This is a genomic window from Snodgrassella alvi wkB2 (assembly GCF_000600005.1).
Taxonomy (GTDB): domain Bacteria; phylum Pseudomonadota; class Gammaproteobacteria; order Burkholderiales; family Neisseriaceae; genus Snodgrassella; species Snodgrassella alvi.
Genome location: NZ_CP007446.1, coordinates 1,886,727 through 1,903,006 on the forward strand (window position 1 = coordinate 1,886,727; position 16,280 = coordinate 1,903,006).

Annotated in this window: 13 protein-coding genes and 1 tRNA gene; 6 read left to right on the forward strand and 8 right to left on the reverse strand. The window is 36.2% G+C overall.

The window, feature by feature from the left end; genetic code table 11:
* Positions 1–304: 304 nt before the first annotated feature.
* Positions 305–859, forward strand: coding sequence for a hypothetical protein (locus tag SALWKB2_RS08530; RefSeq protein ID WP_025331255.1), 555 nt, complete (start codon positions 305–307; stop codon positions 857–859).
* Positions 860–947: 88 nt separating this feature from the next.
* Here the strand turns inward: SALWKB2_RS08530 and obgE are convergent, their stop codons facing one another.
* From obgE to rplU, 3 genes are all read right to left on the reverse strand, one after another.
* On the reverse strand, positions 948–2,081 hold the full coding sequence (obgE, locus tag SALWKB2_RS08535) for a GTPase ObgE (RefSeq protein ID WP_025331256.1): 1,134 nt from the start codon (positions 2,079–2,081) through the stop codon (positions 948–950).
* 176 nt (positions 2,082–2,257) lie between these two features.
* Positions 2,258–2,530: a 50S ribosomal protein L27 gene (rpmA, locus tag SALWKB2_RS08540; RefSeq protein WP_025331257.1), complete on the reverse strand. Its 273-nt coding sequence runs from the start codon at positions 2,528–2,530 to the stop codon at positions 2,258–2,260.
* A 20-nt stretch (positions 2,531–2,550) separates the two neighbouring features.
* Entirely contained in the window at positions 2,551–2,859 is a 309-nt protein-coding gene (rplU, locus tag SALWKB2_RS08545) for a 50S ribosomal protein L21 (protein WP_025331258.1), read from the reverse strand.
* Between the two features lie 248 nt (positions 2,860–3,107).
* Between rplU and SALWKB2_RS08550 the strand changes: the two genes are divergently transcribed.
* The 4 genes from SALWKB2_RS08550 (at position 3,108) to SALWKB2_RS08565 (ending at position 6,867) form a co-directional block, all read left to right on the forward strand.
* The gene (locus SALWKB2_RS08550) at positions 3,108–3,473 is read left to right on the forward strand and encodes a serine hydrolase (RefSeq protein WP_025331259.1); all 366 of its coding nucleotides are present in this window, start codon (positions 3,108–3,110) and stop codon (positions 3,471–3,473) included.
* Between the two features lie 402 nt (positions 3,474–3,875).
* Complete coding sequence (locus SALWKB2_RS08555) at positions 3,876–4,850, forward strand: polyprenyl synthetase family protein (protein WP_025331260.1); 975 nt, start codon at positions 3,876–3,878, stop codon at positions 4,848–4,850.
* A gap of 48 nt (positions 4,851–4,898) precedes the next feature.
* A tRNA-Arg gene (locus tag SALWKB2_RS08560) sits at positions 4,899–4,973 on the forward strand.
* A gap of 307 nt (positions 4,974–5,280) precedes the next feature.
* On the forward strand, positions 5,281–6,867 hold the full coding sequence (locus SALWKB2_RS08565) for a phosphoethanolamine transferase (RefSeq protein ID WP_025331261.1): 1,587 nt from the start codon (positions 5,281–5,283) through the stop codon (positions 6,865–6,867).
* Between the two features lie 428 nt (positions 6,868–7,295).
* Here the strand turns inward: SALWKB2_RS08565 and SALWKB2_RS08570 are convergent, their stop codons facing one another.
* The 5 genes from SALWKB2_RS08570 to SALWKB2_RS08590 form a co-directional block, all read right to left on the reverse strand.
* A complete protein-coding gene (locus SALWKB2_RS08570; protein WP_202806256.1) occupies positions 7,296–8,351 on the reverse strand; it encodes a nucleoid-associated protein in 1,056 nt (351 codons plus the stop codon).
* A 58-nt stretch (positions 8,352–8,409) separates the two neighbouring features.
* Complete coding sequence (locus SALWKB2_RS08575) at positions 8,410–9,573, reverse strand: sugar transporter (RefSeq protein WP_025331263.1); 1,164 nt, start codon at positions 9,571–9,573, stop codon at positions 8,410–8,412.
* Positions 9,574–10,435: 862 nt separating this feature from the next.
* Positions 10,436–11,080 carry a retron Ec78 anti-phage system effector HNH endonuclease PtuB gene (gene ptuB / locus SALWKB2_RS11705; RefSeq protein WP_025331264.1) on the reverse strand — a complete coding sequence of 215 codons (645 nt, stop codon included), beginning with the start codon at positions 11,078–11,080 and terminating at the stop codon, positions 10,436–10,438.
* A gap of 13 nt (positions 11,081–11,093) precedes the next feature.
* Positions 11,094–12,722: a retron Ec78 anti-phage system effector ATPase PtuA gene (gene ptuA, locus SALWKB2_RS08585; protein ID WP_025331265.1), complete on the reverse strand. Its 1,629-nt coding sequence runs from the start codon at positions 12,720–12,722 to the stop codon at positions 11,094–11,096.
* A gap of 2 nt (positions 12,723–12,724) precedes the next feature.
* Positions 12,725–13,663 carry a retron St85 family RNA-directed DNA polymerase gene (locus tag SALWKB2_RS08590; RefSeq protein ID WP_025331266.1) on the reverse strand — a complete coding sequence of 313 codons (939 nt, stop codon included), beginning with the start codon at positions 13,661–13,663 and terminating at the stop codon, positions 12,725–12,727.
* Between the two features lie 445 nt (positions 13,664–14,108).
* On the opposite strand from SALWKB2_RS08590, the gene SALWKB2_RS08595 reads away from it, so the two are divergent.
* Positions 14,109–15,815: a formate--tetrahydrofolate ligase gene (locus SALWKB2_RS08595; RefSeq protein ID WP_025331267.1), complete on the forward strand. Its 1,707-nt coding sequence runs from the start codon at positions 14,109–14,111 to the stop codon at positions 15,813–15,815.
* Positions 15,816–16,280 lie beyond the last annotated feature (465 nt).

Sequence of the window (16,280 nt, forward strand, 5' to 3'; positions counted from 1 at the left end):
GATTAACAATAACCAAAATTAATGATAATAATTTCCATCTAAAAATTCAAATTCCATTTGACCGTCATACCATTATTTATCATCGGCGAGGCATCATTATCAAACATACCGGGCACGGAAAAAAAGATGAACACAAATAAATCATCAAATCAGAATGCCATTAAAATCAATAAAATCGGTAATTATTTACCCGTATCAGAGTATTAATAACAATATAATAAGCTTTCACAGGCCAAAAATTAGGTAAAATTACCTTTCAGACATTATTCAGACTGAATTTAATCAATCAGCAGTGGTTAGTTACATGAGTACTCAGCATAATCCGGCAGCCAGTCAGCCTCAGAAGCGTTCCGGTCAGTTTAAACAGCGACTGCTTAAACTGATTTTATTTTGCGGCTTCTTTATTTTATTTATTTTCCTGCTTGCCAGTCAGGACAGCAGAACTGCGGCCAATCACAAACCATGGCACCGCGATCTGACTATTGCAGCCTTTGAACCGGACGGCTCCTTTCTTGCCCTGCCCTATTCTTACGTTCAGCAGTACACACTAGCCAATACCACTTTTCTGGCTAAAAAGCCTGACGGCAGCAAACAGAAAAATGATAACGATACCTTTAGTTATAAAGTTATTGAACAAAACGCACAACAACAGCTGATACGAACCAGCCTGCGTACATCACGCAGCATTACCATTGCCACCTATCAGGCTACCGCCGGCACAGTCACACCGATAAAATCAACGGTATATACAATAGATCAGATATCAATGGCTGCCGTTCTGGCATTAGTCAGCGTCTTGCTCCTGCAATTGATATATCGTTTTATCCGCCGCCGTTCTTTCAGAAATAAGACAAACTAATTTTTCAGTACCATCAATTTTCTGATTCATTCCAATACAAAAAAGCCACCTGTAACAGGTGGCTACATCAATTAGCCGAATAGCATAATTATTCCGGCCGTATCAACCCGTTTGTAGTCGGCACTTCCGCCACAACAGGTTGTTCAGCCTGCTGTTTTGCCAGTAATTCATGCTTTGCATCCAAATAACGCTGTATGGTCTGCACCAGCTCCTGCGTACCCTCACGTGCCAGTGCACTGATTTGAAATACCCGCGGGGTTGTCAGATCAAATTCAAACCGATCATCCGGCTGCGGGTAATCCCAGCCAATATCTGCCAGAAACTGAGCCACACGTTCGGCACGCTCATCATCAGCCAGCATATCAATTTTATTCAACACCAGCCAACGCGGCTTATCGTGCAAAGCCTCATCATAACGGCGTAACTCTTCAATAATCGCCAGCGCCTCTGCTGCCGGTTCCACACCTTCATCGAAAGGAGCCAGATCCACCACATGCAGCAGCAAACCGGTACGCGACAAATGTTTCAGAAACCGGTGCCCCAAACCGGCACCTTCAGCAGCACCTTCAATCAAACCTGGGATATCAGCCATAACAAAACTGTGATTGTCATCACTGCGTACTACCCCCAGATTAGGATGCAGCGTTGTAAACGGATAATCAGCCACTTTTGGCCGTGCAGCCGAAACTGCACTAATCAGCGTAGATTTCCCCGCATTCGGCATACCGAGCAAACCCACATCCGCCAGTACTTTCAGCTCCAGCAATAAACTGCGTGCTTCACCCTCTTCACCGGGTGTAGCCTGCTTAGGAGCACGGTTTACTGATGATTTAAAATGAATATTACCTAAGCCGCCCTTACCGCCTTTAGCCAGACATACCCTCTGACCATGATGAGTTAAATCCGCCACAACCTGTTCCGTATCAACATCACGAATCAGCGTACCTACCGGCATTCTCAACTCAATATCATCAGCCCCGCGACCATAACGGTCTGAACCATGACCTTTTTCACCGTTTTTGGCCTGATAGCGTTTAACAAAACGATATTCCACCAGAGTATTAATATTTTCATCGGCTACAGCCCAAACACTGCCGCCTCTGCCGCCATCACCGCCATCGGGGCCGCCCTTAGGCACAAATTTTTCGCGGCGGAAGCTGGCCGCACCATTGCCGCCGCGGCCGGCAACTACCTCGATTTTTGCTTCATCAATAAACTTCATATCATTCTCAGTTTGCAATATTTATGCCGGGCAACCAGTCTCAGTAATACCCTTGTGAACACCTCATAGCATGATTATAGCCAAAGTACAGAATATCTGTGCTGCCTCTTCACACCAGCTGACCTGATAACAAAAAAGCCCTGCCAGACAAGGCAGGGCTTAACATCAGTAAAAACTTACTCGTCTGCGCCGGTATACGGACGCACACTTACGGTTTTACGGTTCAGCGCGCCCTTAACAGCAAATTCCACATAACCATCCACTTTAGCGAACAGAGTGTGGTCTTTACCCATACCTACATTTTCACCTGCGTGAAAACGGGTACCGCGCTGACGAACAATAATTGAACCAGCCGGAATCAGCTCATTACCAAAGGCTTTAACGCCCAGGCGTTTGGCTTCTGAATCACGACCGTTGCGGGAGCTACCGCCTGCTTTTTTGTGTGCCATTCTGTTATTCCTTCACTCAATTAGGCAATCGCCACGATTTCAATCTGGGTAAAATTCTGGCGGTGACCCTGACGTTTCTGATAGTGTTTACGACGACGCATTTTGAAAATACGTACTTTATCGTGACGGCCATGTGCAACCACTTTAGCGGTTACTTTAGCGCCCTCAATAAAAGGCGTGCCCACTTTCACCGCTTCACCGTCAGCAATCATCAAAACTTCATTCAGTTCGATCTGGCTGTCGAGTTCTGCTGGTATCTGTTCTACTTTTAATTTTTCGCCAACGGCAACTTTATATTGTTTACCGCCGGTTTTTACGACCGCGTACATACTCAACTCCAATAGGAATTCAATTAAAAAACAAAAATTAAATTTCCGCAAAAAACGGAATTCGCGATTATATCAACGCATGATTTTACTGTCAAAACAATAATAAATATCTCATGGCATATATAGCTCAGATTAGTTAAGTCAATTAAAAATTAAGCCCTGCCGAAAGCTATTTATAGTGTCGCCGGGCATATGCAAGACTCGTTACATTCACAGACTGGTTACAGCCAAAGCAAGCCGCTCAAACTATGACATTAGATGTCTTAGATGGCGTATTAACTGCTGTCACTCAACAATCATTAGAGGAAATAATAAAAAACAGCATAACCATTCCCTTAAATATAACAAATACCGGTTTTACCTTACCGGATAATCACCAACCGGTTACTCACTATCATAATGCTTTATCGCAGCCACTCCCCATGCCAAGCCCTTATTGCATGCAATTAGATGAATCTTGGAATAACTGGATTTTATCCTATAATCCGAAACGCATATTTAATCCTGAAACCTATCATTCAGGTGGTTCCGGCACGGTTGGTAATCCACCTGATTTTATGCAATTTATTTTAGCATTAACTTCTTTAAATAATGCTTTAAGTTCCGCTAAATGAATGGATAAAATGGCGAAGTACTACATAACTGATTTATATTAATAATTTACCATACCCAGACTTGAGCTGAATTATCCATTGTCATAAAATTTGCTCTCCGGTCTACCGTACAAACACACAAAAATACTTTACAAGTATTGCAGCATAACTGCTAACCAGCTGCCGGATATACTACCATTTCTGACGGATGCACCGCTTTGAGCATAGAATTTCTGTTCCGGCCTGTGTATACATCAGCATAATTTACCTGACCGATTCACATTTGCATCTTTATTAACCCAATCTAACTTTTCTCATTTCCCAAATGAATTTCAAGTATAATAATACACAAAAGTGCCCGGCAGTTTCGGGGACACATGGCTAAAACACATCATCATTACCAGTTGCAGAAACACTAAACACATGCTTGAGAACCTGCCTTATTTCCAGAAACACCTGCCTGAAGACTTAAACCGTGTTAATGCGGTAATCAACCGTGCTGTTGAATCCGAAGTTGTCCTGATTTCACAAATAGGCCAGTATATTATCAGTGCCGGCGGTAAACGCCTGCGCCCGATAATTACCATCCTTGCCGGCAAAGCTCTGGGCTATACAGAAGACCCGCTTTTTTCACTGGCCGCCATGGTGGAATTTATCCATACCTCCACATTGCTGCACGACGATGTAGTGGATGAAAGCGACCTGCGCCGCGGCCGGGAAACTGCGAACAATCTGTTTGGCAATGCCGCTGCTGTACTGGTGGGCGATTTTCTCTACACACGAGCCTTCCAGCTGATGGTTGGCTCCGGCAGCCTCCGTATTCTCAAAGTGATGGCAGAAGCCACCAATATCATTGCTGAAGGTGAAGTCATGCAGCTGATGAATATTGGTAATATTGATGTCACTGAAGAACAGTATTTACAGGTAATCGAATACAAAACCGCCAAACTCTTTCAGGCAGCAGCACAAGTAGGTGCCATACTTGCCAAGGCTACAGAACAACAGGAACTGGCTTTAAAAAATTACGGTACATATCTGGGTTCAGCTTTCCAGATTATCGATGATGTACTGGATTACGCCGGTGATGTAGAAACCATTGGTAAAAATGTCGGCGACGATCTGGCTGAGGGCAAACCTACCCTGCCGCTGATTTACCTGCTTAATCAGGGCAGTGCTGCGGCCAAAGCCGATGTACGCCATGCTCTGGAACACGCCGACCGCAGCTATTTCAACAAAATTCACGATCACGTAATCAACTCTGATGCACTGGCTTATTGCACTATGCAGGCAAAAAAAGCCGTAGATGCCGCAATTAACTGCCTGGATGAGTTACCGGTTAATGAAACCACCCAGGCTATGCGAGATTTAGCCTTGGCATCTTTAGCCCGAATCTCTTAAAATAACGGGCTATGGCAGATTTCAGCCATAGCCCTGTTTTTAAAATGTCTCGCCGTAGTTCAACGGATAGAACACATGCCTCCTAAGCGTGCGATACAGGTTCGATTCCTGTCGGCGGGACCAAAGAATTGTTATTTATACATCTTAGATACAGACACATTAAAAAATATCATCTCTACTCTGTGTTTATATATATTATCAATGTGCTATTTACAAATCGCTTATTAACAAATGGATTATGATTCATTTAAAACCGGAGAACTATACCTAAAACTTTATTATAATATGATAAAAAGATTTATCATTAAGAACTAATATTAACAGCTTAGTGAAATCAAATATTAATTTCATAATACAAATCAATAAACTATTTAAGCACATAGCAAAATTTCTTACCTAGATGCTTTAAATAAATAATTGGGGTATATGAGTGATAACCAGAAAAACAGCCTTAGTTTTATTACCTATTTTATATATTATATCCACTTTAGCTCTTGTATATGGTTTAGGTTATTACTATGATTTTGATCATACAGTTATTTCTACTGGTTTATTATTTTTAGGTTGTTACATATTAAGTTCGGCAAATAAATTTACTTTAATAAGTCTGTTAGTTACGTTTTCCGTATTATCATTTTATTTTCCTACAGGGATAAATTACGGCAAACCAACAGCTGATTTATTAATGCCACTATTACAAACTAATAAACTTGAAATTATTGGTTATCTCATGGCTGTCAAACAGCAAATTTTAATCACTGTAGTATTTATATTTATTCAAGGTTTAATTTATTATTTAAATAAAATTATAAAAACACAAAAAATTAAGAAAAATAAAATTTCACAATTTGTCTCAGTAATGAGCTTTATATTCTTTTATATAATAACTTTACTCGGCATTTCTTATCAGAACCTGGAAGTAAATAATAGCGCATTTTTAAAAAATGTCATATCTGCATATCAAGAAATAAATTCAATACATGAAGAAATGAAAAAATATATTGGCAGTAATAATAACAATATTCGGGTAAGTCGGTTAAATGAAGATGATAATACTGAAATATTTTTAGTCGTAATCGGTGAATCTGTACGAAAAGATTATTTATCCGTATATGGCTACCCTCTCAATACAACTCCTTTTTTAAATACAGCCAATGGAATTTTTATTGATGGATTAGTGGCTGCTGGTCCGAATACAGAACAATCCTTAACTAGAACTTTATTTAAAGCCTATCCTGAGAAAAATAAGATTGACTGGGAAATTAATTTCGTTTCCTTAGCAAAAAAATCCGAGTATGAGACTTACTGGGTTAGCAATCAGGGCACAAGTGAATATGGAGATAATATTTTTTCTGCATTAGCTGGTACAACTGATAAATCCAAATTTTTAAAAAAAGGTCCATACTATACTAGCTTTAATGATGATGATCATATGTTACCCATTGTTTCGGAAATAATAAACAAAAACAGTAATAAAAAAGTAGTTTTTGTACATATGATGGGCTCTCATGAACCAATATGCTCGCAAATTAATGATTTTAAATCAAATTTTAAATTGAATAATCAAGCTGGCTGCTATGTGGCAAGCATTGAAAAATTAGATTTATTTATAAAAAAACTGACAGAACTTATGAAAGGAAAAAAATATAAATTAATGTATTTTTCAGATCACGGGTTATCGGTTGAACCAGATCGTATTTTTCATGATCTGGGTGGTTTATTACAAGAATATCAAGTACCATTGTTTTATTTAGCTCCGGATGAAAAAAAACATATTCTGGTGAAAAAAGTGATTAGCGGATTAAATCTAATTGATTTGTACTCTACTTTCATTAACATAAAAACAAATGTAACGAATGAGAATTATACCTTCTATTATGCTGATAAACTTCCGGATAATTCTAATCCGATTATTTACTGGAAAAAATACAGACGTCTTTCTGATTTAGTAAAAAATCAACCTCCCATAACTGATATTGAAGTTAATTCGGCTAGTGTAAATATAAAACATCAATAATAAATAAGTTCCATTTACGGATATATTAATATCACTAATTTAGTCATACATTCATAGGAATTTATTGATTAAAAATTTTGAATTAATTTCTTTTGCTATAAAAATAGCTGTATTTTCTGCTAGATTCGAAGATTTTCAATTTCTAATATTACAGAAACCAGCTTTTGTTTTATTGGCTAGAAACCACTTTCTGCATAAACTTACATTCAGTTGCAGGCTGATAAGAGTAAAATCACTCTTACTACCATAAATTTTTTAACAATTTTATCAATATACTTATTTAACGCTTAGTAATATTTTTGGTAAATAAATTTTTATTAGAGAGTTACTCTCTTTGTAAACAAACACGATAAATCTGACATTATTTTGTCAGATTTATCGTCATTCTATTTTGCAGACAATCCAAAATACTAAATAAGTCAGGTTTACTATTTTTCCTGCTGATAATAAATTTTATAAAACTTACGCCCGTCTTCATCCCGCCCTTTTTCAATCATATCTTTACCACCGTGGATATAGATATGAAAATTTTTATCCAGCTTCACCACGCTTTTAAAATACTTCTCCTGCTTTTTTACGGCTTTTGGAGAAATAGCAAAGCTTTTTACCGGTTCTAATTGATTTTCCTGCGCATAATTCTGGCTGAAATCCTGATATTGCTGAATCAGATCATCATTTGCAAAAACCCGCTGCTCAAACTCCTGCAAATCAAACTGCTCATTATTTTTAAAGTAATCAACAGACCTGTTCAGCAAACCGATTTTTTCTGATTTACTCGCCTCATCATCAGTATCCATGGTCTGAGCAATAAATTGCTTGGCTGTTTCCATAATCTGAGTAGTCTGATGATATTCATTATTAACAGGTCTGATACTTAAAAAATCCTCAGTCCAGTATTTAGCCTCTGCATGTTTGTTGGTATTATCCACAACAGCAACCAGATAGCCCTGCTCTGAATGCAGATTAAAAATCAGACAGCCTTTATCCAGCTTCTGGATGCTTAATCCTTCAATATCAGCCAAATCATAACCATTCTGCCGGTCTTCAACTTTCAGAATTTTCTGCTTGTTTTCTGATTTAAAAATGCCAATACAATCCACTACTTCATCATCTACCGTACAGTCGGCAAGATAAAATACGCCTAATTCTCCGGGCTTAATTTGCGGATGGTTACTTTTTTCATACAGATAACGCCCCATATTTTTAGACTGATTAATAAAATCATCAATATCTGTATGCTCAAACATGGCTTTGATAATGGTATAAACCGGATTGAGCTCTAAATCAGGAAAAAAATGAAACTGATACAACTCATCAAATTTAAAATTGGAAGTAATTAATTTATTAAGTGTTTCTTCCACATTTTCATAATTACTTAATTTATCACACAGCCGCACACCATCCGCAGTACTTTTGTTGCCAACACTGTGTATGATCAATCTACTAATATTTCCAAGAACAAATTTCGGCATAGATTCAAACATTCTTATAATCAATAAACAAAATTAATAAGCGCTGGTTATATCTGCGCTTATTTGCTTTTTACCAAGCTTTTCTGGATAACAAGAAAAAAAGTATTAACGCAAGGAGAACAAAAATAGCACCAACCAACCCAATATAATGAGTTGAAAGTTTCACTAATACCTGGCTGCCGACAAAGGCTCCTCCACCGATACCTATATTATAAATGCCTGAATAAACAGACGTGGCAATGTCAGTCGCATCGGGCGCTGCATCGATCACTTTACTTTGCATGACCATACCAATAATGGTAATGGCTAATCCCCATATCACGCCTTGTATCATCGCGGTATAGAGACTAAATGAGCTAAAATAGAGAGATAATAAGCACGCCGTCAATAATATCACGGGGACAACTAATATCGCTGTCGGATATTTACTTGCGTATCGAGTAAAAATAACACTACCAATCATGCCCGAAAATCCAATAACCAATAAGAGATGGACAACAATTTCCTGACTGAATCCGCCTACTTTCATCATAAATGGTGTGATGTAAGTATAGGCAGTAAAATGTCCTGTGATAATAATAGCTGTTAATAAGTAAATATTGAGTAAGGCCGGGCGTTTTAACACTTTTGGCAGATTTTTGATTGAAATAGTATTTATACTAGGAACTTTAGGAAGTAAATAAATCAATAAAACTAAAATACCAAAGGCAATGCCACCAATACATAAAAATGTTACACGCCAACCGACTAATTCCCCTATTTTGGTACCAATAGGAATACCGAGCACCGTTGCCATTGATGTGCCAACTACGATAAAACTCATCGCTTTGGCTTTTTTGCCATTCGGCGCCAATTGAACAGCTAAAGGCGTGGTAATAGCCCAAAATACAGCATGTGCACAAGCGATACCAATACGAGCTGTCATTAAGCTATAAAAATTCCAGGCAAAACCAGCTAATAAGTGGCTGCCGATAAATAAACAAAACAGCAAAATAAGGAGCTTGCGGCGCTCCATTCTGGATGTTAAGACGGTTAAGGGTAAGGATAGTAATGATACTGCCCATGCATATATCGTTAATAATAACCCTGCATGAGCGACATCCATCGAAAAGCTTTCTGCAATATTAGGCAGTAAACCAACCGGTACAAATTCGGTGGTATTGAAAATAAATCCGGCAAAAGCTAAACAAAGAATCGACCACCATATCTGAGAGCGCTTTTTAGCATTGTTCATGATTTTACTTAACGACGGGATAAATTAATTGTTGGTAATTATAACTGGAGATTAACCATTAAAAGCTCAATTGGTATGCTAGCATTAACGCCACCAATCAACTTATCAATCAATTAAAATTCAGTAATTTATCCTAGTCACTTAGTAATACATAATTTATTAAAATTGTTGGAAACAAATTTTGTTGTCAATAATTATTGAATCAATAAAGGAATTAATTAGATTAAATATTATTTTTAACATTAAAAATAATATTTATTTACACTAAATAAAGAAAGCAGTTTAAAGAGTTTCAAGTGAGCTAATATAATTGAGAGGAAGGTCATATATTAGCTCCTTTGTGCTATTATGATGTTAATTGACTACGCACATATGCAACCATATCTTTAGGAAAATAAATAAAGCGGTGCAGAGGTCTATCGTCAATATTTTTTTATGCTACCGCTGCTGCTTCAAAACACCAATAGCCAACAAAAAGAACAGCAATCATGTGAATTTTTTTGTTGATTTAGTTGTGGCTCTAGCACTTATGCTCAACTCTTACGAACTGCCGTCGGCAGGGTAGCTTTTCTTATTATTTCTTGCTGGAGCTGAAAAGGTAAACTTAGTTCGGCATACATTAGCATATTTACGGTAAAGTTCTTTGATAGGAATGCCAGCTTCAGCTTCTTTTAAAATGGAAATTCTCTTTGAAAATACCATTGAAAATGTTCTATTTTCTTGTTATACCATTTTAGGAAATAGTTACATTCGATTCTTATTAGCCGGAAAGTAAAATCAAGCTTTTCTAAATTTTCAAATAATCTTTTACCTCAATAAAAATATTTAAATTAAATAAAAATTTAAAATAAACTATGCAATGCTATTTATTCGGATCAGCACAATATAGAGAATCAATAAACGAAGGGAATTCAAACTGATCCATTTGTCTAAATAAATTTCCTAAAAATTCAGGATTGTCATTATAATCCTGGCTATTGAGCATCTGTGTAAAGAAATTACCAATTTTTTTTCTTCTATTAACTAAATTAATTTCATTCAAATTGAAAACTCTTATTGTTTCTTCTGCTTTATGTGCATCTCTACAATTTAAATCTGACCTAACCCTAATTTTCCCATTCAATATGTAAGTAAAATATTGTTTTGGATTATAAGTTTCAATATCAGGTTTTATTAGATGATTTACATCATAATTCTCTGTTTTAGAATTATCTTTATGTTTCCCACAAGTATTTTTATCGTTACAGGAAAGAAAAAGATTATTCCATTCCAATTCATTCTTGGGAAATTGATGACGGCATTTAAAATGTTCTACATGATAGTTTTTTTCTTCTTTTCTTAATTTACATTCACAATAAGCACATAATTCTTCCTGCATGCTATAGAGCTCTTCTGCAATTATGTTATAAGTATCGTGATCATTTCTTTTCAATTCATTCCATGAAGAATATTTTTTTCTAGCGCTTTCCAACGCTTGCGGTTCCCGAGTACGCTGTATATATTTCATAATCAATTATATTTTATCTGAATTTATTTTTCGCAATCAGTTTTCTAAATTGAATTAATCTATCACAATTTAACATTTCTGGATGTTTATCCCCAAAATGTTTTTTTAGGCTATCGTACAATAGCTCTGCCTCAGGGGTATTATATTTATCTTCTTGTATATACTGTTGTAATTTATTTAAATCATTAGATTCCTTTACATCAGGAATAGAGTATGTTCCCATAATTCTTTCCAAAATATCAGAGCTCATTACTCCTCTTGTTTGCAATTCTGGCTGCTGCACATCATAATCATCATTAGCTAATTCTATTAATTGTCTAATTTGCCTTTTATAAACAGTTGAAAGTACCTGCGGGCTATGTGTTGTGACAATAAATTGAATGTTAGGAAAAATTTTAGTTAGATTAATTAGTATTTGTTGCTGCCATTTAGGATGTAAATGTAATTCTATCTCATCAATAAGTACAATACCTTGACCATTTAATGGATTTTCTAGATTAGGATTCAGAACTAACAGACGATAAGTTAAATCTGCAACTATACCTAAAAATGTTCTTTGACCATCAGATAATTGATTAATATTGATTTTTTTTTCATTTATATGCACATAGATTTCATCGACACCAGATGATATATCTACATATATCTCTTTTATTTCTGGTATACATTCAGTTATGGCTTTTTGTAATGTTTTAATCTTATCTAGTGCATTATTTTTTTCTGCGTTTAAGTTTACATCATCAACTTGAAAGTGTTCTTCTAACAGACTCAATAAAGAAGTTGCATTCTGACCTTGTTTATGTAGAATTAGTTTAATTTTTTTTTCTAAAAGACCGTTTGCATCATTTGAATGGATATTTTTTCCTTTTTTGTACAAATAAATAAACCATTGTTTAAAATCAATAAATTTAATTTCATTTTTTAAACATTGATTATAAACATCAAATCGATTTTCTCGATCTTTTATTTGTTCTGAAGTACGGTCAAATTCTCCTATAAACCGTTTAGCTGAATAAAATATAAATAATGGCAAATTAATTAATTGCTGGTTATTGATAACCCGCCATATACCAGCTAAAAACTTTAAATCGCTGACTGAGCTATCCTTTTTCTCACTCATTCCTTTAATTGCTCGCGCAATGGAGCCACTACACCGTTGTTCTCCAAATTTAAAATTAGTTTGTATTTCTCCATAATCTTCTGCTTCATTTTTAATATCACTATAACCAATTCGGTCACCATTAGCATTTTCTTTAATTAAACCTGCCACAATCCAACTTAAAGATTTTGCTATACATTCTAAAATGGTAGTTTTACCAGAGCCATTTTCTCCAATTATGACGGTTAAATCCCGTTCAAATTTTGTTTTAAAAGAATGAAATTTTCTTATATCTTTTAAAACCAAAGAATCTAAAATAAATTGATTTTTAGGGCTTATATAATCATTAGTATTATCATGTTTTTGTGTTGTGGTTTCTAAAAATTCAACACATTTCTGAAAATAATAATTTTTTTTCTCAATTAAATCAGATGATTTAGATAGTAATGATAGCTCATATAATTGGAAAGTGGAAAATATATTTCCATTCTCAGAATTTTGTTTCAAATTTCGTAAAGAACTAGTATTACCCATACTTTGCATACCTATTCCTTCATAATATTTTTTAGTACTTCATAACCATATTTATGCGCTAGTGAATGTATAAAACTAATTTCTACACTCTTACAAAAATTCAATAAACCTTTCAAATATTGTATATCGTCCTTTTCTAACTGTGTATATTTATATTGATGTACTAATGCTCGTATATATCTTTTTCTTTGTCTTCCTAGAGATAATTTATTATCATTTGTAATAGTAATACCAGTTATATGCCTATTATGTGCTTTGGAAGAAAAGATTGTTTTCGAGTTATTTACCCTCAATTTATTATTAAATAGATTTTTTAAATTTTTATTTACTTCAGCTGGGATTGTATAAAGTATATTCTTTTTATTTGTTGAAAATGTTAAGTCATCTGCATAACGGGTATAATTAACTTCAATACACACGCAATATTCTTTTATTAATTCATCAAATCGATACATAACAAAATTTGAAATTAAAGGTGAACTAGGCGCGCCAATACTTAAAATCAAATTTTCCTGTTTTGTTTTTTTTATATTGGGATCCCAAAACAAAAGTCTAGAAAATAATAATTTTTCATCTTTATCTAACATATCTGAATTGGCACTTTCCCACTCACTCCAGAATAAATCAGGGGTAATAGAATTGAAAAAATTCTCAAAATCCATTTTTAATAAGTAGGAATTATTTCTATGAATTTCTGCATTTTTTTGAATGTTTTTGTTTTTCTGATAAGCCATAGCACAATCATGTACTGGTAAGTATTGGGTAAAAAGATTAGTAAATTGACGCTGATATTCTTTTAATTGTTTAGTAGGCTGTGCAATTGTTCTATAGCCATAAGTTCGTTTAAGTATTTTGTAAACTTTATACATTTTAGGAGCGTTTAGCAGAAATTCTTGCAGATTTTCAACAGATAAATCCAGACTTTTTGCATATTTAGTTATATTTTTCATTTTCACGCACCTAATATAAATAAGTACAAAAAGCCCATAAGCAATAATACTCTGGGCTTTTAATCTTTACTAAAGGAAGCGAAATAAACAGTTTCGAATGAGAAACTGGTTATTTCGCAACCAAATCCACACAATAAATTTGAGTCCGGCTAAACACCAGACTAGACAATAAAGTCTGTAACGCTAAAGATTAAATTTATAATATATATATTGTTATATTTTATCAACTATTTTTAAGCTTCTCTCAATTATTTCTTTATTTAATCAGAAATATATGTATTAGTTTATAAGACAAATTTGTAGCAGAAAGACATAATTTGTTAAAGTAAGGGTTAGAAGGTTTTATATAACATATACTTTATTAAAAAATTCTTTAATCTTTAAAAGCTATAAAAGTTAATTTATTCCTGTGTAAAAACTAAATTTCATAATAAGGAAATTTCATATGGCTTCTAGCCCAACACTACTCCCCATCACCGAAATTGCCCGCAACAGCAGCATTCCCGAACAATACCTTATTCCTTACGGCCATGAGGTAGCCAAAGTAGATTTGAAGGTAATTCAGCCGGATAGCAAACAGGGTAAGCTGGTGCTGGTGTCTGCTATTACGCCGACACCGCTGGGAGAAGGTAAAACAGTAACCACCATCGGGCTGAGTCAGGGGCTGAACTTTATCGGTAAGAAAGCAATTGCCTGTATCCGCCAGCCCAGTCTGGGACCGGTATTCGGGGTAAAAGGCGGAGCAGCCGGCGGCGGTAAGGCACAGGTTTTACCGATGGAAAAGCTGAATCTGCATTTAACCGGTGATATTCACGCTATTACAGCGGCCCATGATCTGGCCTCTGCGGCTCTGGATGCACGCTTATACCATGAAGAACATCTGGGCGAGGAGTTTACGGCACAAACCAAGCTGCCGCGGCTGAATATTGATAAAAACCGGATTGTCTGGAAACGGGTAATCGACCACAACGACCGTGCATTGCGCCGGATTAAAGTAGGTGTGGGCGGTGGTGTTAATGGTGTGGAACGTGAAGACGGATTTGAGATTTCTGCTGCGTCCGAATTAATGGCGATTCTGGCTCTGGCGACGGATTTACAGGATATGCGCCAGCGTATCGGGCGAATTATTCTGGCTTATGATACTCAGGGCAATCCGGTTACGGCAGAAAAACTTCAGGTAGCTGGTGCGATGACGGTGTTACTGAAAGATGCGATTAATCCGAATCTGATGCAGACGGCAGAACAGACCCCTGTACTGATTCATGCCGGACCGTTTGCCAATATTGCTCATGGTAATTCTTCGGTGCTGGCTGATATGGTCGGCCTGCAAGTGGCGGATTATGTGGTAACAGAAGCTGGTTTCGGCTCTGATATGGGCATGGAGAAATTCTTTAATATTAAATATCGCCAGACAGGTGTGGCGCCTTCATGCGTTGTATTGGTAGCCACGGTACGCAGTCTGAAATCGAATAGCGGCCGGTTTAATATTAAGCCGGGTCAGCCGTTACCGGCAGAAGTTACTCAGTGTAATGTTGAACTGCTGGCTGAAGGCAGTGCTAATCTGGGCTGGCACATTCAGAATGCGAAAAGCTATGGCCTGCCTGTGATTGTGGCTATTAATCGCTTCCCGTACGACCATCAGGAAGAGCTGGATTTTGTACGCCAGTATGCGCTGGAACACGGTGCCTGTGCATGTGAAATCAGTGATGCGTTTACTCAGGGTGGTGCGGGTACTCAGGCTCTGGCTCAGCATGTAGTCGCTGCCTGCAATCAGGAAAATTCGGTTAATCTGCCCTATGCTGACAATATGCCGCTGCCGGAAAAAATTCAGACCATGGTGAAGAAATACGGAGCGCGTCAGGCTAATCTGTCTGTACAGGCGTTGCAGAATATTGAAGAAATCAAGCAGCTTAAGCTTGATCATTTACCGTTATGCATGGTGAAAACACCATTATCTATCAGTGCAGACCCGAATCTGAAAAATGTTCCGACAGATTTTGATGTAGAAATTGCCCGTTTACAAGTATCAGCCGGTGCGGGCTTTATCCGTGTATATGCGGGTAATGTGATGACTATGCCAGGGCTGGGTACTCTGCCTGCTTATCAACAGATTGATATAGATGCTGAGGGCAATATTGTCGGTTTACATTAAAATTAAACAGAGTCGCCGGCCGGTTGCCGTCTGAGTGACAATTCATACTTATGCCACAAGAGTTTTATGCTTTTGTGGCATTTTTATGTATATTAGTCTGAATTCAGCAGCCATGAACATCTGAGCCTTGGATAAAGATTATGGGTTATGGCCAAAAGCTGGCTGCAATACCGATTATAAGGTTAAGATTAATTCAGCGCGGCTTATATGGTATTGTTCTGATTATTATTTACGTTTAGATTATAAACTATAGATGTTATTATTAGTTTTAAAGTTGAAAATCATTAAATATAAATTTAAAAGTTAATTAATTTATCTATACTTTAAATTATTAAGTGTGATTTATCATTTAAATTAATATTTTTTTAAGTTTTATATTACAAATGTATTTTCAATGTGCTTTTTTTAATCTAAAATTATAAAAAGCTTACCGATTATTCTGATAAGTCTAACCGGTAAGCCACA

Excerpts from the sequence above, each read along its gene's own strand:
- SALWKB2_RS08530 (WP_025331255.1), top strand. The coding sequence starts at position 305 with ATGAGTACTCAGCATAATCCGGCAGCCAGTCAGCCTCAGAAGCGTTCC.
- obgE (WP_025331256.1), bottom strand. The coding sequence starts at position 2,081 with ATGAAGTTTATTGATGAAGCAAAAATCGAGGTAGTTGCCGGCCGCGGC.
- rpmA (WP_025331257.1), bottom strand. The coding sequence starts at position 2,530 with ATGGCACACAAAAAAGCAGGCGGTAGCTCCCGCAACGGTCGTGATTCA.
- rplU (WP_025331258.1), bottom strand. The coding sequence starts at position 2,859 with ATGTACGCGGTCGTAAAAACCGGCGGTAAACAATATAAAGTTGCCGTT.
- SALWKB2_RS08550 (WP_025331259.1), top strand. The coding sequence starts at position 3,108 with ATGACATTAGATGTCTTAGATGGCGTATTAACTGCTGTCACTCAACAA.
- SALWKB2_RS08555 (WP_025331260.1), top strand. The coding sequence starts at position 3,876 with ATGCTTGAGAACCTGCCTTATTTCCAGAAACACCTGCCTGAAGACTTA.
- SALWKB2_RS08570 (WP_202806256.1), bottom strand. The coding sequence starts at position 8,351 with ATGTTTGAATCTATGCCGAAATTTGTTCTTGGAAATATTAGTAGATTG.
- SALWKB2_RS08575 (WP_025331263.1), bottom strand. The coding sequence starts at position 9,573 with ATGAACAATGCTAAAAAGCGCTCTCAGATATGGTGGTCGATTCTTTGT.
- ptuB (WP_025331264.1), bottom strand. The coding sequence starts at position 11,080 with ATGAAATATATACAGCGTACTCGGGAACCGCAAGCGTTGGAAAGCGCT.
- ptuA (WP_025331265.1), bottom strand. The coding sequence starts at position 12,722 with ATGCAAAGTATGGGTAATACTAGTTCTTTACGAAATTTGAAACAAAAT.
- SALWKB2_RS08590 (WP_025331266.1), bottom strand. The coding sequence starts at position 13,663 with ATGAAAAATATAACTAAATATGCAAAAAGTCTGGATTTATCTGTTGAA.
- SALWKB2_RS08595 (WP_025331267.1), top strand. The coding sequence starts at position 14,109 with ATGGCTTCTAGCCCAACACTACTCCCCATCACCGAAATTGCCCGCAAC.